The sequence below is a fragment of the Catenisphaera adipataccumulans genome, assembly GCF_014202755.1.
GTDB lineage: Bacteria > Bacillota_I > Bacilli_A > Erysipelotrichales > Erysipelotrichaceae > Catenisphaera > Catenisphaera adipataccumulans.
This window is the reverse complement of the sequence record NZ_JACHHK010000001.1, coordinates 243,354-262,424: the sequence shown is the minus strand read 5'-3', so window position 1 is coordinate 262,424 and position 19,071 is coordinate 243,354. Positions and strand designations below refer to the sequence as shown.

Here is a 19,071-nt window from a genome sequence, read left to right as displayed (position 1 = left end):
ATATAGTGTTAAAATGAAACTAAATAAAAGGAGATAAAACTATGGAACTCACAAGAAAAACACTCGCAAAATATTTTGATCACACATTTTTAAAAGCATATGCAACGGAAGATGATCTGCGTAAATTATGCAATGAAGCCAAGGAAATCGGCGCAGCCATGGTGGCAATCAATCCGGAATGGATCGAATTCTGCAAAAAGGAACTGGCCGGCACGGATGTCCATGTCGGAGGTGCTGTATCTTTTCCGTTAGGACAGACGGGCTTGAAAAACAAACTGGACGAATGCCGCAACTGTATCGAAGCCGGTGCCGATGAAATTGATTATGTGATCAATGTCGGCCGGGCAAAGATGCATGACTGGGACTGGATCCGCAATGAGATGGAACAGCTGACCAAGCTTTGCCATGACAACGGTAAGATCATCAAAGTTATTTTTGAGAACTGTTATTTGGAAAAAGACGAGATTCGTCAGCTGGCGCTGATCGCAAAGGATGTAAAACCAGATTTCATCAAAACCAGCACGGGCTTCGGAACCGGCGGTGCCAAGGTCGAGGACGTTAAACTGATGGTCGACACCGTTGAGGGAGAAGTCAAGGTCAAAGCTGCCGGCGGCATCCGTACGTGGGAAGCATGCAAAGCGATGATCGAGGCAGGCGCACAGCGCATCGGTACGTCGTCCTCCCTGAAGATCCTGGAAGGATTCGACCAACAATGAAACCATTGACATTTATTCCCTTTACGTACGATACGATCTGGGCAGGCGATCAGATTGCCAAAGCGCGGCATTGTTCCCGGATCGGTACGTCATTTGAAATGTCGGCCCATCCGGAAGGTTCGGCGAAAGTCAAAAACAGAGACGGACAGCCTTTGTTTATCGACTATCTAAAAGGACGTGAAGACGAGATCCTCGGTCCGGGACTGACGGAACATGAACTGCAGCGCGGCGCCCTGCTGGCTGCCGGGGTCAACTTAAGCGTGCAGGTGCACCCGGATGATGCGTATGCCCAGGCACATTCGCACGATAATGGAAAATATGAAAGTTGGTATATCATCGATGCGATGCCGGGAGCCGATCTGGTTGCCGGTACGACCACAGCGGATGCCGAAACGATCCGCAGAGCCTTGCAGGATGGTACACTGGATCAATATTTGAAGACCTATCCGGTCAAGAAAGGCGATTTTATCGATATTCCGTGCGGCACGCTGCATCAGCTGCGCAAGGGGATCCTGGCCTATGAAATTGGTTCCAACAGTAATGTTACGTATCGTTTTTATGATTACGATCGTTTGGGACCGGACGGCAAAAAGCGCCAGCTGCACCTGAAGGACAGTTTCAATGTGGCTGACTTCTCCAATCAGGCACATTTTGTGCCGGCGGAACATAAAAGTCGTTCTTTATCAAACAGCCCGTTTTATGAAATTGAAGAATGGTATGTCGATGCAGACCGTGAGCTGGTCTGCGGTAAGACCTATGCCATGATCACCAATGTGGAGAAGGATCCGATCACGGTGAAATGGCAGGAAGAAGGAATCGAACTGGACGGCTGGTCAGCGATGTTGGTGCCGTATGCGGCAGGGTCCGTGATCGTACCGGCAGGCAGCCATGTATTAGTGAGCCGTCCTAGGAAGGAGCAGGGATGAAAACAATTTTAACCACTGGATCAAACGGATATCTGGCGTCACTGATCTATCAGACGAACCGGGATCCATATCACTGGATCCGTATGACGCGCAAGAATGCAGACTTGACGGATCCGGATGCGGTAGAAGCATATCTCCGAACACAAGATTTTGATGTGTGTTTTCATGCGGCCGCCAATGCGAACACAAAATTCTGTGATGAACATCCGGACTTAGCCAAGGCCATCAATGTTGAATCGACCAAGCGCATCGTCAATGTCTGCAAAGAAAAAGGAGCGAAGCTGATCTTTTCCGGATCGGAGCAGGAATTTAATGGGGTCGATGCGGCCGGCCCGCATACGGAATCGGAAACGACCAAGTCGGTCACGATGTACGGCCAAAACAAGATCGAATGTGAACAATATATCCAGGATACCTATCCGCAGGCTGTGCTGCTGCGGTATTCCTGGCAGATGGGACTTTCGATGCCGGGCATCAAGGCAAGTCCGAATTTGATGAAAAATGTCATGACCGCTTTGCTTCATCAGCAGCCGACCTTATTTACATGCAACGAAAAACGGTGCATGACATATGCGAAACATCTGGCAGAAGCGTTTCCGCAGCTGATCGAATTGGAGCCGGGCATTTACCATGTGGCCGCATCCAATGAACGGACAACGTATGAATGTGCGGTTTATATCGCTCAGCAGCTGGGCGCTTCACCGGAAGCCATCAAGCAATTTATCCTGCCGAATCATGAGCGATATGCCGACCGGTTCCGTGATTTCCGTCTGGATGCCGGAAAACTGGCGGCCAAAGGAATCACATTCGGCACCTTTGAAGAAAATGTACAGGAGATCCTGAAAGATTTTGGCTGGGACAAGTAATATGTTTGCGCAGGAACGGAAGAATCTGATCCTGGAAACACTGCAGCAGAAGAAACGTGTGACCATTGCCGAACTGACCGATTTATTGCAGGTCAGCGGTACGACGGTACGGGCGTATTTAACCGAGCTGGAACAGCAGCACAAGTTATTGCGGACGCACGGCGGCGCTATGTGGATCGATGCTGGATACGGAACAGAAGAAACCATGGATGCCCGCCAGGGCAAAGATTTGCCGCAGAAACAAGCCATTGCGCGTCTGGCTGTACAAGAACTGAATGCCAAGGAGACCATTTTCTTAGATACCGGGACGACGTGTGTACAGATCGCGGAAGAGTTGTTGTATCGAAAAATACCGATGACGGCGGTCACCAATGATGTGCGTGTGGCACTGACCTTGCAGAAAAGCAATGTTCTGCAGGTCGTTATGCTTGGAGGCACGCTGCGAAATGCATATGAATGCACGTTAGGCGCCGGCATGATCGAAGAGATGGAGCGGTATTATTTTGATACCGCACTGATTGCCGCGAACGGTGTATCGGCAGAATATGGTATTTCGACACCTCATCCCGAGACGGCGCAGGCAAAACGCGCAGCCCTCAAACAGGCAAAACGTTCGATCGTGGTCGTGGATCATACGAAACTGGAAAAGGTGACCGCAACGAAATTTGCGGACATTCATGATGTGGATGAGATCTTGACCGATCCGGAAGCCTCAGAACAGCTGCTTGCGCAGTATCAGCAGCAGGGGATCCGGATCCGCAAAGGAGAATAAACAAAAAAGGAGCGATGCATTCGCTCCTGTTTTTTCGCATGGTGCCCGTAGGCGGAATTGAACCACCAGTTCATCCTTACCATGGATGTGTATTACCATTATACTATACGGGCCTGTATATTTAATTCTACAGAAAAGTATATATTCGTCAAGTATTTATTTTCTGATGTGTCTATGAGAATGAAGGAATTTTTGTTATAATATGAAACGCAAGGGGGAACAAAAATGCCTTATTATCAACTCTTGAAACAACGGCGTTTATCGCTGCGTCTTTCGATCCAGGATATTTCCAGTCAGACGCGGCTGGCGCCTCAATATATACAAGCCGTTGAAGAAAACAATTTAGCGGTATTCAATGATGATTTCAACTTTATTCGTTACGTTATTCGTTATTACTGCGAAGCCATCGGTGTTAACTGGAATGCGATCCAGCCGGAAGTCGATGCCAATATTGCGGCGTATGCTTCCAACCGCACGACAAAAATATCCGACGGCACCGCTGAAAATAAAATTACGAAGACCAAGAAGCGGGCTTCCGCGAAAAAATCCAAACCAAAGAAAAAGAAGAAAAAAGATCATCCGATCCGCAAACGTCTGAATTATGCGTTCAATAAATCAAAGAATGCCCGTTATTATCGGATCGGTGTATTGGTGCTTTGTGTTGTGCTGGTGCTGGCACTGATCAACTGGGGCATTTCCTATTCGGCCAATAAATCGGCTCAGACTGCAGAAGCCGAACGGCAGGCAGAACTGGCAAAGAAAGAACAGGAAACCAAGAAACTGGCAGAACAGCGGCAAAGCAGCACCACATCGACCGATACGATCGAAATGCAGGCAACCGATAAAGAAAACAACGTTTATGAGGTCGCCGGTATCCTGACCGGTTCAAAATCGGTGGATCTGACCATCACGATGCCGGAAGACAGTACGGTCGTTGTGTATAAAGACGATACATTGGTTTCTGACAGCGATACCGAAACCGTTTATTCGGATACATATACGCAGTCGATTTCTGTATCCTCGAAGTGCACGATTCAGGTGGAGATCGGCACCTACAGCAATAATAAGATCAAGATCAACGGCAAATCCGTGACTTTTAATAAGACCAATTGGCAGAAGGGAGAACCGGCAGTTCTGTATTTTGATATCGTGAAGACACTGTCTGATACGTCCGACAGTTCATCAGATGATACTTCGTCGGATTCCACGACGGATACCACAAGCACAGATACAACGACTACAGATACTACAACGACGGATACGTCGGCTGCAGATACAACGTATTATACGGATGATAGTACGTATTATGACAGTACGGCAACTTATGATGATGGTTCCGGCACTGTTTATTAAGGAGTGATTGGATGAATTTACCGAATAAATTAACTGTAATGCGCATTTGCTTGGTCCCGGTGATCGTCATCGTGTTCCTGGCAATGGATCCGACGCAGAATGTGATCGAACCGGTCAGCGGTCTGTGCCGGCGTGATGTGATCGTCTTCTTACTGTTCGGCATTGCTTCACTGACCGATCTGCTGGACGGCAAGATCGCGCGCAGCCGCAATTTGATCACCACCTTTGGAAAGTTTGCTGATCCGATCGCGGATAAGATGCTGGTGAATACCATGCTGATCTTGATGGTCTATACGCACCAGGTCAATGTTGTAGCAGCCTGGATCATGATCTCACGTGATCTGGTCGTCGACGGTCTGCGGATGGTGGCCAGCCAGCACGGCCGTGTCGTCAGTGCGGGCATTTACGGCAAAATGAAGACGGTCCTGCAGATGTGCGCATTGATCTTCTTGATCCTGCGCAACTGGCCGTTTGCGTATCTTGGCCTGCCGGTCGATCAGATCCTGCTTTGGGCAGCGACCGTGATGTCTGCGTACAGCGGCTATGTTTATTTTATGAAATTGAGAAAATATGTTTTGGAGTCGATGTAGATGGATACGATCAAGGAACTGATCACGATCTGCACCGCAAAACACTGCACGATTTCCAGCTGTGAAAGCCTTACAGCTGGTTTATTTACGAGTGCGGTCGCATCCGTTCCGGGTGCCAGTGCAGTGCTGAAAGGCGGTGTGGTCACTTACTTTACAGAATTAAAAGAAAAGTTGGTGCATGTGCCGGCGGAGCTCGTACATACATATGGAGCCGTCAGTGAGGAGTGTGCCGCTGCGATGGCGCGCAACACTCGGGAACTGACCGATTCGGATTACTGTGTTTCCTTTACCGGAAATGCCGGACCTGATACAATGGAAGGCAAACCGGCAGGACGTGTATATTGTGCCATTGCTTCCAAACGCGGCGTGAAGCCGTTCATGTTTCAATGTGATGCGATGACGCGCAATGAAGTGCGTCAGTATGTCGTTGATCGGATGGCAGAAGAACTGCTGAAAGAGGTGAAAGAAAATGGATGAAAAAGACAATAAAGATAAATTGCTGAATGATGTCGTCAAGAAAATTGAACGCGAATATGGAAAAGGTTCCGTTATGAAACTAGGTGACCGGGCTGCCGTGGATGTGGAACCAATTCCTTCGGGCAGTCTGCTGCTGGACCGTGCTTTAGGGATCGGCGGTTATCCGAAGGGCCGGATCATCGAGATCTTCGGTCCGGAGTCCAGCGGTAAAACAACGCTGGCGCTGCATGCGATCGCGCAGGTGCAGAAGATGGGCGGCCGTGCCGCTTTCATCGATGCCGAAAATGCGATCGATCCGGTTTATGCGCGGAACTTAGGCGTGAATATTGATGAATTGATCTTATCGCAGCCGGATTCCGGCGAGCAGGGACTGAATATCATGTTGATGCTGATTGACAGCGGTGCCGTGGATCTGGTCGTTGTCGATTCGGTGGCGGCATTGGTCCCGCAGGCCGAACTGGATGGGGAAATGAGCGATCTGCAGGTCGGTGCACAAGCGCGTATGATGTCCAAAGCCATGCGTAAGCTGGCCGGCATGATGAATCATAATGAATGTACGGCGATCTTCATCAACCAGCTGCGTGAGAAGGTCGGCGTGATGTACGGCAATCCGGAGACAACGCCGGGCGGCCGCGCTTTGAAGTTCTATTCTTCGGTGCGTCTGGATATCCGCAAGGCAGACGTCATCAAAAACGGATCGGAGATCATCGGCAATAAGGTGCGTGTCAAGGTCGTAAAAAACAAAGTGGCGCCGCCGTTCAAGCAGGCGATGATCGAGATCATGTACGGCAAAGGCATTTCTTATATTTCGGAATTGCTGGATCTGTGTGTGGATGCGGACATCATTCATAAGGCCGGTTCCTGGTTCAGCTATGAAGGCGAGAAAATCGGCCAGGGCCGTGAGGTCGCTAAAGCCTATATCCAGGAAAATCCGGAATTTCAGGCAGAATTGGAACAGAAATTAAAAGAAAAAGAAAACGAAACAGAAGATGCGGAATGATCTTCTGTTTTTCTTTGCGGATTTTTTCACAAAGTCATAAAAATTGCGGTATAATGAAACGGAAACCAAGGAGAAAACATATGGCAGCACAAAAAATTTTCGACAAACGAAATCTTACCATGATGATGGATTTGTATGAGCTGACAATGGCCAATGGTTATTTCGAAGATCATGCAGATAACTATGTTACGTTTGATGTCTTCTACCGCAAAAATCCGGATAACGGCGGCTATGCCATTTTTGCCGGATTGGAACAAGTCATCGAATACATTGAAAATATGCACTTTAGTGAAGAGGATATCGAATATCTGCGGTCGCTGAATATTTTCTGTGATGAATTCCTGGAGTACTTGCGCAATTATCATTTTAAAGGCGATATTTTTGCATTCCGCGAAGGAACGATCATGTATCCGAATGAACCGATCTTAACGGTACATGCGTCGCTGATCGATGCGCAGCTGGTGGAAACGGCTATTTTGGCTGAAATCAACCATCAGTCACTGATCGCCACCAAAGCCAGCCGCATTGTCCGGGCGGCCAAAGGCAGGGCCGTATCGGATTTCGGTGCCCGCCGCGCACATAATATGGATGCGGCTGTTTACGGAGCCCGTGCGGCATACATCGGCGGTGCGGTCGGCACCGCAACCGTGCTGGCCGGTCAGCTGTTCAACATTCCGTTGAGCGGAACGATGGCGCATTCCTGGGTCATGTATCAGGATGATGAATATACAGCTTTTAAGAAGTTCTGTGAAATGTATCCGGACAATTCGATCTTGTTGATCGATACCTATGATGTACTGGAATCGGGTCTGCCGAATGCGATCCGCTGTGCCAAGGAAGTATTGGAGCCGATGGGCAAACGTCTGAAGGGCGTGCGTCTGGATTCCGGCGACCTGGCTTATTTGACGATCAAAGTGCGCAAGGCGTTGGATGAAGCGGGCTTAAATGACTGCATGATCGTCGCTTCGAACAGCCTGGATGAATACAGCATCAATTCGATCATCGAGCAGGGCGGACAGATCGACAGTTTCGGAGTCGGCGAACGTCTGATCACTTCAAAGAGCGATCCGGTTTTCGGCGCGGTGTATAAGATCGTCGAAGTGGAGAAAAACGGCGAACGTATCCCGAAGATCAAGGTCAGCGAGACCGTAGAGAAGATCACGAATCCGGGACGGAAAAAAGTCTATCGTGTGTATGACGAAGAAGGCCGGGCAATCTCGGATCTGCTGACGAAATATGATGAAACCGTTGATACGAGCCGCCGGTATCGTTACATTGATTCCAAGAAACCGTGGAAAAATATGCATTATGAAAATTACACGGTCAAAGAGCTTCAGCAGCAGGTCATCAAAGACGGCAAGCGGATCATGCCGACCGAAAATCTGGATGATCTTCGTCAGTATGTCAAAGATCAATTGGATAACGAGATCTGGGTATCTGAACTGCGTTTTGACAACCCGCACGTTCACTATTTAGACATGAGTCCTTCTTATTATGAAATGAAGATGGATTTACTGTATAAATCACAGAAGAACGAGGACTGAGATGGCCAGACTGAAACAGGATACGTGGCAGCCGCTGGCAATCGATGAGATAAAGGATCCGATCATTTTCGTGGTCGATATGGTCAACGGTTTTGTGAAAGAAGGCGCTCTGCATGATCAGGAAATTGCGCGTCTGATTCCCGCCCAGCAAGCGGTACTGAAAACGCTGGCCTGCCGAAATGTGTTCGTGTGCGACAGTCACCCGCCCCGGACACGGGAGTTCGAAAGCTATCCGCCGCACTGCATGATCGGGACCAAGGAAGCTGAGGTCGTGGATGAGCTGCAGCCGCTGATCAAGTATGTGCTGCGTAAGAACAGCACCAATACATTTACTGCACCGGCGTTTGAGGAATATCTTGACGGCGGTCTGGATGCATACCAGGATGTGATCATCATGGGATGCTGCACAGATTTGTGTATTCTGCAGTTTGCGCTGAGCCTGCAGGCGTGGCTGAACGAACATAATAAATCCGGCATGCGAGTGATCGTGCCGGTCGATTGTGTGGATACATTTGACAGTCCGGAGCATTCAGCGATGTTCTGGAATGATGCGGCGCTGCAGAATATGGCAGCCAACGGGATCTGTGTTGTTTCAAGCATAAAATAAACGGGCATTGGCCCGTTTTTTTTATGCGATCAATTTTCCTTCCGTCATCAGTTCAAGGATCGGAAAGATCTCATCCTGCAGTGTATGATCATAAAGCATGCGATGATGTCCGCCTTCTATAAACAATAGCAATTTCTTGCCAGGGATCTTTTTATAGGCATTGCGAGAACTAGCCGGCGGGATGACTTCATCGTCCGTGCCGTGGATCATGAGCACCGGACAGTAGACGTTCTCAATACTGTCTTTGTATTGACTGACAATGGATGTAAAGGCGTTGGTTTGTTCCGGACTTGGTTTTTCCGGTGTCTCCGGTTCTGATTTCCGCCACTTGTTGACGGCCTTGACGCCATATTCGACGATCTTCCGCGTGTCGAGATATTGAAAAGCCGGCGCCGCAAGGATCAGTCGTTTGACCGGAAAAATCGTCGCCAGATAGGAGGCAATCACACCGCCCATCGAAAAGCCGATCAGGACAACGTTGTCGTGCTGGGCACAGACTTTCTTCATCTGCTGCGTGCAGCGTTTGATCCAGACATCCGGATCGGCGTCCTGTGCATTGTCAACGTCGTAAATATCAAATTGAATGACTTCGTATTTCCGCTGCCGGAAGTAGTCAGCCAGCGGATCAAATTCATGGTGCAGCCGTTTGCCGAATCCGTGGATCGTTACGATGACAGGCTTTGGTTTTGAGCGAAAGAAAAACATACCGATTCCTCCTTTCGGTTGGACCGATTGTATCACAAATTGAACCAGTTCTCCACCGGCATTGCGGATTTTGATAAAATCGCAAGCCTATAGGCAGGAGCGTATGATTTCGGGTATAATAGAATGAGAAGACAATATGAAAGCAACCTTGATCATAAAAAATATTGAACATTTATATACATGCGATGAACAGTTTACGATCTACGATCATGCATTTGTCGCGATGTATCATGAAAAAATTATCGACATCGGTGAACATAGTTATAAATCATGGGTCGATGATGCGACCCGGGTGATCGATGCGAAAGGCGAGATCGTCGTGCCGGCTTTGATCGACTGCAACTACATTGGCTTTCGTCATGTCCGCCTGGGCGATCAGCTGCGTTATACCGGAGCGGCGCTGTATGCGATGAAACAAAATGGCATTCTGACCTTGCTTTCGACCCACAGTTCGCTGCAGCGGCAGGAACTGACCCAGGACGTGTTCTATCGCAGCCGTCATTGTCCGCTGCCGATCGTGAGCTGCCTGGAAGACTATCAGAAAGCGGAAAACGAACGGTTTTTATTGTCCTGTAATTTCGGAACGCCGAATTCATATATTTATTCGATGCATCCGGTTTCCTTCGTGCTGTTCAACACCTGCGGCGTATCATGCGACAAACTGCTTCAGGCGGCCACTTCCTGGCCGGCAGAAGCCTTCCATCTCGATGACCGAGGATCGTTGATGATCGGCAAACGCGGGGATCTGCTGGTGCTGCAGGTGCCGACCCTGGAACATTATTTTCAGACCTTGGGACGGCCGTTGATCCGGCGGATGATCAAAAACGGCATCATGTTCTATCCATACTGGCTGATTTGTTGACATTCAACCAGATTTCGATATAATTTAGGTAAATCGACGGAAGAAGAAGAGTAGCTGGATGAAGCCTTTGCAGAGAGTCCGCGGCCGGTGGAAGCGGACAAGGAAGAAGCAGTGAAGATGGTCTTCGAGCCGCGTGGCTGATAGGTAAGTCATGACGGGTTCGCCCGTTACAGCGATAGGGTATGTAAGTACCTGAAGAGGCGGAACAAGCAATTGTTTCGTGAAGATAGGTGGTAACACGTGAGTAACATCTCGTCCTATGCAGGACGGGATTTTTTTATGAAGGGAGAGAAACAAATGATACGATTGGAACATGTATCAAAGACGTTCCAAACCAAGGCCGGCAAAGTGCATGCGGTCCAGGATGTCAGTTTAGATATTCCGGAGGGGGATATCTTCGGCATCATCGGATTTTCCGGCGCCGGTAAAAGTACATTGGTACGCTGCATGAATCTGCTGGAAAAACCCGATACCGGTGCGGTTTATTTGGAAGGACAGGATCTGCTGAAGCTGAACGATAAGCAGCTGCGCCGGGAGCGTCAGAAGATGGGCATGATCTTTCAGCATTTTAACTTGATGGAGTCCCGCACGGTCTTCGACAACATCGCGATGCCGCTGGTGCATTTACACTGGGACAAAGCGAAAATCACGGCGCGGGTCAATGAACTGCTGGAGCTGATCGATCTGGCCGACCGCGGCGATTCTTATCCGAGCCAGTTGTCCGGCGGTCAGAAACAGCGGGTGGCAATTGCCCGGGCGCTGGCCAATGATCCGAAAGTGCTGCTTTGTGATGAGGCAACCAGTGCGCTGGATCCGCAGACGACCCAGAATATTTTGGCATTGATCCGCAAGGTCAATCAATCGATGCATTTGACCGTTGTCATCATTACCCATGAGATGGCGGTGGTCAAAGAGGTCTGCAATCATGTGGCCGTCATGGAAGAAGGAAAAATTGTGGAACAGGGCGATATCGTATCCGTGTTTACGAATCCGCAGCAGGAAATCACGAAGAATTTCATCAATACCACGAACAACGCCCGAAAGATCGATGAACTCATCGAACAGGATCATCCGATCACACGGCTGCAGGCCGATCAGGTGCTGGTGCGTCTGCAGTATAAAAGCGCCAATACTGCCGATCCGATCATATCGACGGTATCAAGGAAATTTGACGTGGATATCAATCTGATCTTTGCCAACGTGGAAATTGTCCATGATACACCGATCGGACAAATTGAAGCCATCTTTACCGGCAAGGAGGCAGATGTACAGAAAGCGCTGGACCATTTTAGGAACAGCGGTGTCAGAGTGGAGGTGATCAAACGTGGCAGCCTACTTTCCTAATGTGATCATGTATGCGGATGAGTTTCCGCAGGCAATATGGGATACCATATATATGTTGGTGATCAGCGGCATCCTTTCGACTATTTTAGGACTGCTGATCGGTGTGATCTTGGTCGTGACCCGCCGAGGCGGCATCATGGAAAACCGGGTCGTCTTCTGGATCCTGGATAAGATCGTGAATTTATTCCGATCGATCCCATTTATTATCTTAGTACCGACAGTTGCCGTTCTGACACGTTGGATCGCTGGTTCGACGATCGGCCGGGAAGCGGCCTTGGTGCCGCTGGTGATCGGCACGGCGCCGTTTATTGCCCGTCAGATGGAAACGGCGATCCTGGAAATCGATCCTGGCATTTTGGAAGCCAGTCAGGCGATGGGACTGAGCCCATGGGAAATTATCGGCAAGGTCCTGCTGCGGGAAAATGTCCCAGGCATGATCCGCGGCATCACGATTTCGATGATCGCCTTGGTCGGACAGATCGCCATTGTCGGAACGATCGGCGCCGGCGGTCTGGGAGATATGGCGATCCGTTATGGCTTGTACCGGTCGATGGGGGACATTACATTTGTGATCATTGTTTTGATCCTGGTGATCATCTCGATCATCCAGCTGCTCGGCGATTTTCTGGTCACAAAGGCAACACATTAGTTATAAATAATATTTATAACGATTATCAAAGATTTATCATTCCGTTCCAACGGATGATTCAGTATGATGAATGCACAGAAACAGAGAGGTAACAGTATGAAGAGAACAAGAATTTTAAAAGCGGCATTGAGCGCGCTGGTTGCCGTCAGTCTGGCCGTACCAGCTACTGTTGATGCCAAAGAAACAAAAACATTGACGATCGGTGCAACGACATCGCCGCACGCGATCATTTTGAAACATGTGAAGAAAGAGTATGAAGCCAAAGGGTATAAGCTGGTCATCAAAGAATTTTCGGATTATCCGGAAATTGATCCGTCGACATCCGACGGCAGTCTGGATGCCAACTATTTTCAGCATCAGCCGTATTTGACTGCTTATAATAAAGATGAAGGCTTAAAAAAGGGAGATGACGGCTATTTGGTTTCTGCCGGAAAGATCCACTTTGAACCAATGGGTATCTATGCCGGCAAAAGCGATGATCTGAAAAATATTTCTGACGGCGCACAGATCGCCATTCCCAACGATGCCTCCAACGAAGCCAGGGCATTGTTGCTGCTGCAGGATGAAGGACTGATCACCTTAGATAAGAAAGTCAAAGTAACATCGACAAGCGTGACGCTGAAACAAGTAAAGAAAAATCCACATGATCTGGACTTGGTAGAAATGGATGGTGCGCAGATCGCATCAAAGCTGAATGATGTTGATTATGGGGTCGTCAACGGTAATTATGCATTGGATGCCGATGTGACGGATAAGCTGCTGGCTTCCGAATCGACAGACGGTGAAGTGGCACAGACCTACGGCAATGTCATTGCGGTGCAGGAAAAAGATAAAGACAGTCAGGCCGTGCAAGATCTGGTCAAGATCTTGAAATCGGAAAAGACCCAGAAATGGATCAAGAAGCATTTTAAAGGAGCGGTCTTGCCGGTTGAAGAATGAAATATGAAGTAAGTGATGCATGTGTGATGTGCGGCATGTGTGCCGGGATCTGTCCGGAGATCTTCGTGCTCAGTCCGAAAGGCAAAGCCGAAGCCAAGGACATCGATACCGATTTGCCGCGGGCCCAAGAAGCTGTGCTCAGCTGCCCGATGCATGCGATCCATATCAAGAAGCAGGTAAAATGACCTGCTTCTTTTTGTGAAATAAATAAATAAAAAACCCGCAGATGCGGGTTTAATCTCTTGTCCATCGTCCGAAAATACCGCAGGGCAGCACACCGCCGGAAGTGACCGGCAGCAGGTTTTCACCAGTTTCGATGGTTCCGCCATGGTTTTTCTGCACGGCACGGTTCATCGTTTCTGCTAATGTCCGGCAGGAAAAGCCGGTCGTATAACAATTGATGATCATAAATAAAGCGTCGTCGCTCAGCAGTTTCTGGCACTCATCGGCCAGTTCATACAACGAGTCTTCCAATTTCCAAAGTTCCTGTTTCGGGCCGCGTCCGTAGCTGGGCGGATCCATGATGATCCCGTCGTACTTTCTGCCGCGGCGCTGTTCCCGCCGAACGAACTTCAGACAGTCATCCACCAGAAACCGAATCTTATGGTCTTCCAGATGATTCAGTTTCATGTTGTCTTTGGCCCATTGGATCATGCCTTTGGCGGCATCGACGTGCACGACTTCGGCGGCACCGGCCTTGGCACAGGCCATGGTTGCCCCGCCGGTATACGCAAACAAGTTCAATATTTTTATATCATCGCGTCCGGAAGAGCGGATGGCATCCATCATAAAATCCCAATTCGATGCCTGTTCCGGGAACAGACCGGTGTGTTTAAAGCCGGTCGGACTGATCTTAAATTTCAGATCTTTGTAATTGATGGTCCAGAATTCTTTGATCGGGTGCCGGGTTTCCCAGTGACCTCCGCCGGATTTAGAGCGATGGTAAACCGCATCGGCGCGATCCCATAATTTTTCATTTTCGATCGGCCAGATACACACTGGATCCGGCCGGCGCAGGATGATGTGATTCCAGCGTTCGAGTTTTTCTTTATGGCCGGTATCCAGGATCTCATAGTCTTTCCATTCATTCGCAGTTTGATTCATGACCTTATTATAAGGGCTTATAAAAAAACGGTCAATTGCTTGACCGTTTAGATGAGGAATCTCATGATAAAATAAACACCCAACGATAAGATGGCTGTGCCGCCGGCTAACGTCAGCCATTGGTAGCCGACTTCTTTTTCTTCCTCAATTTGTTTTTTTATGGTCGCCTTATCGGCCATTTTCACTTCTTTCTCCATATGGATCCCTCTTTTCAACTCAACAGTAGCACCATTTCAGATTCCGTCCAAGGAAGTGGAAGAACCGGTCAGAAAAGTGGTATGATAGCGTTATGGAAAATTTGATGTTCAGTCTGAATGCGACCGTGCCTGTCTTTCTGATGATGGTGTTCGGTTATTTCTTTAAGAAAGTCGGTATATTCAGCGAAAAGACCTTATCAGAAATCAATCGATTTGTCTTTAAAATAGCACTGCCGGTATCGTTGTTTGCGGATCTGGCCGCAAAGGATTTTGTCAAACTTTGGAACGGTCGGTTCGTACTGTTCTGCTTTATAGCGACCTTGCTTTCCATTCTGTTAGCGGCCGTGATCAGCCGGTTCGTGGTCAAGGGCCGGGCGCAGCGCGGTGAATTCATTCAGGCCGCCTATCGCAGCAGTGCCGCCTTGGTCGGCAGTGCCTTTATTTCGAACATCTATGGCGACAGTGCCATGGCCGGACTGATGATCATCGGTTCGGTGCCGCTTTATAATATTTTTGCGGTATTGGTCCTGACTTTGACCGCGCCGGGCACGGAAAAAGTGACCGCTCAAACGATGCGGAAAACATTGGTCGGCATCGTGACCAATCCGATCATTCTCGGCATCGCAGCAGGCTGTCTCTATTCACTTTTGCATATCCCGATGGTTCCGATCGTTGAAAAGACGACCGACTATATTGGCCGGCTGGCTTCACCGCTTGGTTTGATGGCCATGGGCGGCATGTTTGAATGGCAGAGTGCGTCCAAAGTGATGAAACCAGCCATCTGTGCTACAATCATTAAACTCTTTGGTTTTACGTCGCTGTTTCTGCCTGCAGCGATCGCGCTCGGGTTCCGGAACAGTGAACTGGTCGCGATCCTGGTGATGTTAGGCAGCGCAACGACCGTCGCCGGTTATGTCATGGCCAAGAATATGAACCATGAAGGTACGCTGACAAGCACCGTCGTGATGTTGACGACGATGTTCTCTGCGTTCTCGTTTACGTTCTGGCTGTGGATCTTGAAAATGTCTGATTTCGTATAGGGGGAATTCCATATGTTCGTACAATGTATCTGTAAAAATCGCAATGAAAAAGAAAAAAATGAACTGTATCAGGTCTTTGGGGCACTGGCCAACCGGGAAAAGATGCAGATCGAGGAAAAAGCGGATGAAGTCGTCATTTATGCCTGCCCGCAGGGAACGATTCATATCCGGGAGGAAGACGATTCCATCTGGATCACAGCCAATACGCGCCATGCCGGCCCGGGCTTCCATGCGTTTGCGGTGGAATTCTGTAAAGATGTCCAGACGGAATTGCCTGGTGAATATGAACTGATCGACGATCTGGATTTTGATCAGGATGAAAACTTCCATCGTCTGCACCGTATTTATGAAGATGAGATTGCTTATATCAAAGATCTGCTGCTCAAAAATCCAGAATTCCGAAAGCAGAACTATATGTATGATGAAACATATTTTCTGCCCATTGAAAGGGAGGATCGGATCTATACGGCGGCGCGGGCATTCGATATCGATGAATTCCGCCAGATGACGGATGAAGAGCTGCTGGATTCGTTCTATGTCTGGAATACATGGGATAAGGATGCGCAGTTCTATAAAAATGCCGCGTTGGTTTTATTGGCCAAAGAAGGCGTCGGACCGTATACGATGATGAACGATCATACCCGCAAGTATGCCGATACGATCTGCGATTACTTGGAAATTGCGCATAAGATGGATGACCGGCTGCCGCTGCCGGTGCCGGAATACAATGAATTGTGCCAGCAGCTGGGAAGAAAACCAAAAATCACCGGTATTTCAGCGGAACGGGATGTCAGCCAATATCGCCGCAAGGATGTGTACCATTTATTTGAAGATGCCCGCATCGTAGCAGACGGCGCCTGCGAACGCAATTATGACCCAGTCACGCAGTCGATCTGCTTGATGGGGCCGTATACGGACCTGGGTGAATGGAACTGGCTGATCCAGGCCGGCAAACAGTCTGTCATCTGTACCAAGCTGAACGAGGTGCAGAAACAAGAACCCATTCAATATCACGATAAGACCATTCAAATGTACGACTGGAAAGAAGACGGCATCACGCATCTGGAAGCGATCCTGCGTCAGGGAGACCGTGTCCTGTATTTTCATGATGTGGCATCCGATGCCTCGAAACTTCCGTACTTAAAGCAATGTGTCAAAGAAAGTGAATTTCAGAAAGAGCTCTAGGCTCTTTTTTATGTTATGATTGTTTGCGGTGAGAATATGAACAGTGTATTAGCAACTTTGAATGCGCCGCAGCGGGAAGCAGCGACCACGATTGACCGGCATGTCCGTATCATTGCCGGTGCCGGCAGCGGCAAGACCCGTGTTTTGATGGCGCGCATTGCTTATTTAATTGAAGAAATCGGCATCTATCCCAGCCGGATCCTTGCCATTACTTTTACCAATAAAGCAACCAACGAAATGAAGAATCGTCTGACCGACTTGATCGGCGATGATGCGCGGATCGTGCGGATCTCGACGATCCATTCGCTCTGTGTACGGATCCTGCGTGAAGATGGGGACCGTTTGGGTTACCCGAAAGCCTTTGTGATCATGGATAATGATGACCAGCGTCAGATCCTGCGGCCTTTTTATAAAGAATGGAATATTGACCGGAAAATGTATCCGTATGCCCGTGCGATCGGCTATATTTCCGACTGCAAGACTGCCGGTGTCGATCCGGATGAAGCCATGAAACTGGCCATGGGACCGACGCAGGAGCTGTTTGCGAAATTTTATCGGGAATACGAAGCCAAGCGCAAAGAAATGAAAGCAATGGACTTTGATGATTTGCTTCTGGAAGCTCGTCGTCTGTTGGAAAAGGAAAAAGATGTACGGGAAAAATGGCAGAAGCGCCTGGATTATATTCATGTCGATGAATTCCAAGACGTGGATCCGGTGCAGTATCATATTGTACGGCTGCTGACCGGACCGGATGCTAAATTATGCGTCGTCGGCGATCCGGATCAGACTATTTATACATGGCGGGGCGCCAGTGTGGAAATCATCCTGCGTTTTGATAAAGATTTCCCGGACTGTAAGACCATTGTCCTGAATCAGAATTACCGCAGCACGCAGCCGATCCTCAATGCCAGCAATGCCGTGATCCGCCACAATAAAGACCGCATTGAGAAAGAGTTGTTCACCGAGCTGCCCGGCGACCGGAAGATCGATCTGCAGGAGTGCGCCGATGATAACGAAGAACCATTGACCATCGCCCGCAAGATCCATGATGCCCATGCCGCCGGCCTGCCGTATCACGATATAGCGATCCTTTACCGTTCGAATTTCAGTTCCCGGGCATTTGAACGCATCCTGCGCAAGACGGGCATTCCGTACCGGATCTACGGCGGGCTTCGTTTCTACGACCGTCAGGAAATCAAAGATGCGCTGTGCTATCTGCGGCTGTGTGCGCATAAAGATGAAGCCGATCCGGATCAATTTTCTTTGGATCTGGCCGTTTTGCGCGTCATCAATCAGCCGCGCCGCGCGATCGGGGCCAAGACGATCGAAAAGCTGCAGGATCAAGCTGCAAAGCGTCATATCAACTTATATGAAGTCATGAAAGATCCGCAGGGACTGGGCAATGCGGTCGTGAACAAATGCCGCGGATTCGTGGAATTGATCGAGGAGCTGCGTGCGCATCGTGCGGATTATTCTTTGGAAGATTATCTGGACTATATCATGGATGAGTCCGGTTATTATCGGATGTTAAAGGAAAACAATGAAGAAGACCGCATCGACAATATCAAAGAACTGCAGCAGGATATTGCCCAGAATTTACGGGAAGATCCGGATATGACGCTGGAGACCTATCTGCAGGATATTGCGTTGTTTACCGACCGGGAAGACGATCAGGCCGGGGAGTGCGTGAATTTAATGACGGTGCATGCCGCCAAAGGGCTCGAATTTCATTCGGTCTATCTGGTGAATTTTAACGAAGGCATTTTCCCAAGCGCCCGTTCGGTCCAGGAAGGCGGCAATGCGGCGTTGGAAGAAGAACGGCGCCTGTGTTATGTCGCCATGACCCGGGCAAAAGAGTCGCTGTGTATTTCATGGAACGGCGGCTACAGTTATATGCTGGAACAAAACAAGACACCGAGCCGGTTCTTGCTTGAGATCCCGAAAAAATGGACCAATGCGCCGCAGGAAAAACCGAAACCGCAGCCGCAGATGTTGCTGCGTGCCGCCGGCCATCGCCGGGTTCCGTTTCATAAGGGCGATTTAGTGGAACATACAGTCTATGGTCAGGGAGTCGTGATCCGGTTGGAAGGCGGGGTCGCAACCGTTGCTTTCGATCATACCGTCGGTATCAAAAAATTAAATGCCTTTCATCCGTCGTTAAAGAAAGTCTCTTCGTAATACGTGTTATAATAGGC

The 19,071-nt window shown here is 49.0% G+C and carries 21 protein-coding genes, 1 tRNA gene and 1 other annotated feature; of the genes, 18 read left to right on the top strand and 4 right to left on the bottom strand.

Features of this window, described 5'->3' with window-relative positions; all coding sequences use genetic code 11:
• Positions 1-41 precede the first annotated feature (41 nt).
• Genes deoC through HNQ47_RS01420 form a run of 4 tightly spaced genes read left to right on the top strand, consistent with a single transcriptional unit; the run spans position 42 to position 3,280 of the window.
• Positions 42-716, top strand: a complete 675-nt coding sequence (gene deoC, locus HNQ47_RS01435; RefSeq protein ID WP_183326790.1) for a deoxyribose-phosphate aldolase — start codon at positions 42-44, stop codon at positions 714-716.
• The gene (locus HNQ47_RS01430) at positions 713-1,642 is read left to right on the top strand and encodes a class I mannose-6-phosphate isomerase (protein ID WP_183326788.1); all 930 of its coding nucleotides are present in this window, start codon (positions 713-715) and stop codon (positions 1,640-1,642) included. Before deoC ends, HNQ47_RS01430 begins: the two co-directional genes overlap by 4 nt.
• Positions 1,639-2,508 (top strand): SDR family oxidoreductase, encoded by an 870-nt coding sequence (locus tag HNQ47_RS01425; RefSeq protein WP_183326786.1) that lies wholly within the window; start codon positions 1,639-1,641, stop codon positions 2,506-2,508. Before HNQ47_RS01430 ends, HNQ47_RS01425 begins: the two co-directional genes overlap by 4 nt.
• Positions 2,492-3,280 carry a DeoR/GlpR family DNA-binding transcription regulator gene (locus HNQ47_RS01420; protein WP_183326784.1) on the top strand — a complete coding sequence of 263 codons (789 nt, stop codon included), beginning with the start codon at positions 2,492-2,494 and terminating at the stop codon, positions 3,278-3,280. Before HNQ47_RS01425 ends, HNQ47_RS01420 begins: the two co-directional genes overlap by 17 nt.
• 39 nt (positions 3,281-3,319) lie before the next feature.
• Here the strand turns inward: HNQ47_RS01420 and HNQ47_RS01415 are convergent.
• Positions 3,320-3,393: transfer RNA gene (locus tag HNQ47_RS01415), tRNA-Thr, on the bottom strand.
• A gap of 112 nt (positions 3,394-3,505) precedes the next feature.
• Here HNQ47_RS01415 and HNQ47_RS01410 point away from each other — a divergent pair.
• From HNQ47_RS01410 to HNQ47_RS01385, 6 genes are all read left to right on the top strand, one after another.
• Positions 3,506-4,633, top strand: coding sequence for a helix-turn-helix domain-containing protein (locus tag HNQ47_RS01410; RefSeq protein WP_183326783.1), 1,128 nt, complete (start codon positions 3,506-3,508; stop codon positions 4,631-4,633).
• Between the two features lie 11 nt (positions 4,634-4,644).
• Positions 4,645-5,223, top strand: a complete 579-nt coding sequence (pgsA, locus tag HNQ47_RS01405) for a CDP-diacylglycerol--glycerol-3-phosphate 3-phosphatidyltransferase (RefSeq protein ID WP_183326781.1) — start codon at positions 4,645-4,647, stop codon at positions 5,221-5,223.
• Entirely contained in the window at positions 5,224-5,700 is a 477-nt protein-coding gene (locus tag HNQ47_RS01400) for a CinA family protein (RefSeq protein WP_183326779.1), read from the top strand. It abuts the gene before it with no gap.
• Positions 5,693-6,700 carry a recombinase RecA gene (recA, locus tag HNQ47_RS01395; RefSeq protein ID WP_183326777.1) on the top strand — a complete coding sequence of 336 codons (1,008 nt, stop codon included), beginning with the start codon at positions 5,693-5,695 and terminating at the stop codon, positions 6,698-6,700. The genes HNQ47_RS01400 and recA overlap by 8 nt, the downstream gene beginning before the upstream one ends.
• A gap of 80 nt (positions 6,701-6,780) precedes the next feature.
• Positions 6,781-8,244: a nicotinate phosphoribosyltransferase gene (locus HNQ47_RS01390; RefSeq protein WP_183326774.1), complete on the top strand. Its 1,464-nt coding sequence runs from the start codon at positions 6,781-6,783 to the stop codon at positions 8,242-8,244.
• Position 8,245: 1 nt separating this feature from the next.
• Positions 8,246-8,851 (top strand): cysteine hydrolase family protein, encoded by a 606-nt coding sequence (locus tag HNQ47_RS01385; RefSeq protein ID WP_183326772.1) that lies wholly within the window; start codon positions 8,246-8,248, stop codon positions 8,849-8,851.
• 21 nt (positions 8,852-8,872) lie between these two features.
• Here HNQ47_RS01385 and HNQ47_RS01380 read toward each other — a convergent pair whose 3' ends face one another.
• Positions 8,873-9,556, bottom strand: coding sequence for an alpha/beta hydrolase (locus HNQ47_RS01380; RefSeq protein WP_183326770.1), 684 nt, complete (start codon positions 9,554-9,556; stop codon positions 8,873-8,875).
• A gap of 136 nt (positions 9,557-9,692) precedes the next feature.
• On the opposite strand from HNQ47_RS01380, the gene HNQ47_RS01375 reads away from it, so the two are divergent.
• The 5 genes from HNQ47_RS01375 (at position 9,693) to HNQ47_RS01355 (ending at position 13,535) form a co-directional block, all read left to right on the top strand.
• On the top strand, positions 9,693-10,418 hold the full coding sequence (locus HNQ47_RS01375; protein WP_183326768.1) for an amidohydrolase family protein: 726 nt from the start codon (positions 9,693-9,695) through the stop codon (positions 10,416-10,418).
• A gap of 29 nt (positions 10,419-10,447) precedes the next feature.
• Positions 10,448-10,681: a binding site (T-box leader), on the top strand.
• A 34-nt stretch (positions 10,682-10,715) separates the two neighbouring features.
• Complete coding sequence (locus tag HNQ47_RS01370; RefSeq protein ID WP_183326766.1) at positions 10,716-11,762, top strand: methionine ABC transporter ATP-binding protein; 1,047 nt, start codon at positions 10,716-10,718, stop codon at positions 11,760-11,762.
• Complete coding sequence (locus HNQ47_RS01365) at positions 11,743-12,411, top strand: methionine ABC transporter permease (protein WP_343052864.1); 669 nt, start codon at positions 11,743-11,745, stop codon at positions 12,409-12,411. The genes HNQ47_RS01370 and HNQ47_RS01365 overlap by 20 nt, the downstream gene beginning before the upstream one ends.
• A gap of 96 nt (positions 12,412-12,507) precedes the next feature.
• On the top strand, positions 12,508-13,350 hold the full coding sequence (locus HNQ47_RS01360; protein ID WP_183326764.1) for a MetQ/NlpA family ABC transporter substrate-binding protein: 843 nt from the start codon (positions 12,508-12,510) through the stop codon (positions 13,348-13,350).
• Complete coding sequence (locus HNQ47_RS01355) at positions 13,347-13,535, top strand: ferredoxin (RefSeq protein WP_183326762.1); 189 nt, start codon at positions 13,347-13,349, stop codon at positions 13,533-13,535. Before HNQ47_RS01360 ends, HNQ47_RS01355 begins: the two co-directional genes overlap by 4 nt.
• Positions 13,536-13,584: 49 nt before the next feature.
• Here HNQ47_RS01355 and HNQ47_RS01350 read toward each other — a convergent pair whose 3' ends face one another.
• On the bottom strand, positions 13,585-14,454 hold the full coding sequence (locus HNQ47_RS01350; RefSeq protein ID WP_183326760.1) for a class I SAM-dependent methyltransferase: 870 nt from the start codon (positions 14,452-14,454) through the stop codon (positions 13,585-13,587).
• 47 nt (positions 14,455-14,501) lie between these two features.
• Complete coding sequence (locus tag HNQ47_RS01345; RefSeq protein ID WP_183326758.1) at positions 14,502-14,651, bottom strand: hypothetical protein; 150 nt, start codon at positions 14,649-14,651, stop codon at positions 14,502-14,504.
• A 92-nt stretch (positions 14,652-14,743) separates the two neighbouring features.
• On the opposite strand from HNQ47_RS01345, the gene HNQ47_RS01340 reads away from it, so the two are divergent.
• Genes HNQ47_RS01340 through HNQ47_RS01330 form a run of 3 tightly spaced genes read left to right on the top strand, consistent with a single transcriptional unit; the run spans position 14,744 to position 19,054 of the window.
• Complete coding sequence (locus tag HNQ47_RS01340; protein ID WP_183326756.1) at positions 14,744-15,691, top strand: AEC family transporter; 948 nt, start codon at positions 14,744-14,746, stop codon at positions 15,689-15,691.
• A gap of 12 nt (positions 15,692-15,703) precedes the next feature.
• Positions 15,704-16,876, top strand: coding sequence for a hypothetical protein (locus HNQ47_RS01335; protein WP_183326754.1), 1,173 nt, complete (start codon positions 15,704-15,706; stop codon positions 16,874-16,876).
• A gap of 36 nt (positions 16,877-16,912) precedes the next feature.
• Complete coding sequence (locus HNQ47_RS01330; protein WP_183326752.1) at positions 16,913-19,054, top strand: ATP-dependent helicase; 2,142 nt, start codon at positions 16,913-16,915, stop codon at positions 19,052-19,054.
• Positions 19,055-19,071 lie beyond the last annotated feature (17 nt).

Coding starts and splice junctions, on each gene's coding strand:
- HNQ47_RS01390 (WP_183326774.1), top strand. CDS start 6,781: ATGGCAGCACAAAAAATTTTCGACAAACGAAATCTTACCATGATGATG.
- HNQ47_RS01375 (WP_183326768.1), top strand. CDS start 9,693: ATGAAAGCAACCTTGATCATAAAAAATATTGAACATTTATATACATGC.
- pgsA (WP_183326781.1), top strand. CDS start 4,645: ATGAATTTACCGAATAAATTAACTGTAATGCGCATTTGCTTGGTCCCG.
- HNQ47_RS01400 (WP_183326779.1), top strand. CDS start 5,224: ATGGATACGATCAAGGAACTGATCACGATCTGCACCGCAAAACACTGC.
- HNQ47_RS01345 (WP_183326758.1), bottom strand. CDS start 14,651: ATGGAGAAAGAAGTGAAAATGGCCGATAAGGCGACCATAAAAAAACAA.
- HNQ47_RS01355 (WP_183326762.1), top strand. CDS start 13,347: ATGAAATATGAAGTAAGTGATGCATGTGTGATGTGCGGCATGTGTGCC.
- HNQ47_RS01335 (WP_183326754.1), top strand. CDS start 15,704: ATGTTCGTACAATGTATCTGTAAAAATCGCAATGAAAAAGAAAAAAAT.
- HNQ47_RS01360 (WP_183326764.1), top strand. CDS start 12,508: ATGAAGAGAACAAGAATTTTAAAAGCGGCATTGAGCGCGCTGGTTGCC.
- HNQ47_RS01340 (WP_183326756.1), top strand. CDS start 14,744: ATGGAAAATTTGATGTTCAGTCTGAATGCGACCGTGCCTGTCTTTCTG.
- deoC (WP_183326790.1), top strand. CDS start 42: ATGGAACTCACAAGAAAAACACTCGCAAAATATTTTGATCACACATTT.
- HNQ47_RS01370 (WP_183326766.1), top strand. CDS start 10,716: ATGATACGATTGGAACATGTATCAAAGACGTTCCAAACCAAGGCCGGC.
- HNQ47_RS01430 (WP_183326788.1), top strand. CDS start 713: ATGAAACCATTGACATTTATTCCCTTTACGTACGATACGATCTGGGCA.
- HNQ47_RS01350 (WP_183326760.1), bottom strand. CDS start 14,454: ATGAATCAAACTGCGAATGAATGGAAAGACTATGAGATCCTGGATACC.
- HNQ47_RS01330 (WP_183326752.1), top strand. CDS start 16,913: ATGAACAGTGTATTAGCAACTTTGAATGCGCCGCAGCGGGAAGCAGCG.
- HNQ47_RS01385 (WP_183326772.1), top strand. CDS start 8,246: ATGGCCAGACTGAAACAGGATACGTGGCAGCCGCTGGCAATCGATGAG.
- HNQ47_RS01410 (WP_183326783.1), top strand. CDS start 3,506: ATGCCTTATTATCAACTCTTGAAACAACGGCGTTTATCGCTGCGTCTT.
- HNQ47_RS01425 (WP_183326786.1), top strand. CDS start 1,639: ATGAAAACAATTTTAACCACTGGATCAAACGGATATCTGGCGTCACTG.
- HNQ47_RS01380 (WP_183326770.1), bottom strand. CDS start 9,556: ATGTTTTTCTTTCGCTCAAAACCAAAGCCTGTCATCGTAACGATCCAC.
- recA (WP_183326777.1), top strand. CDS start 5,693: ATGGATGAAAAAGACAATAAAGATAAATTGCTGAATGATGTCGTCAAG.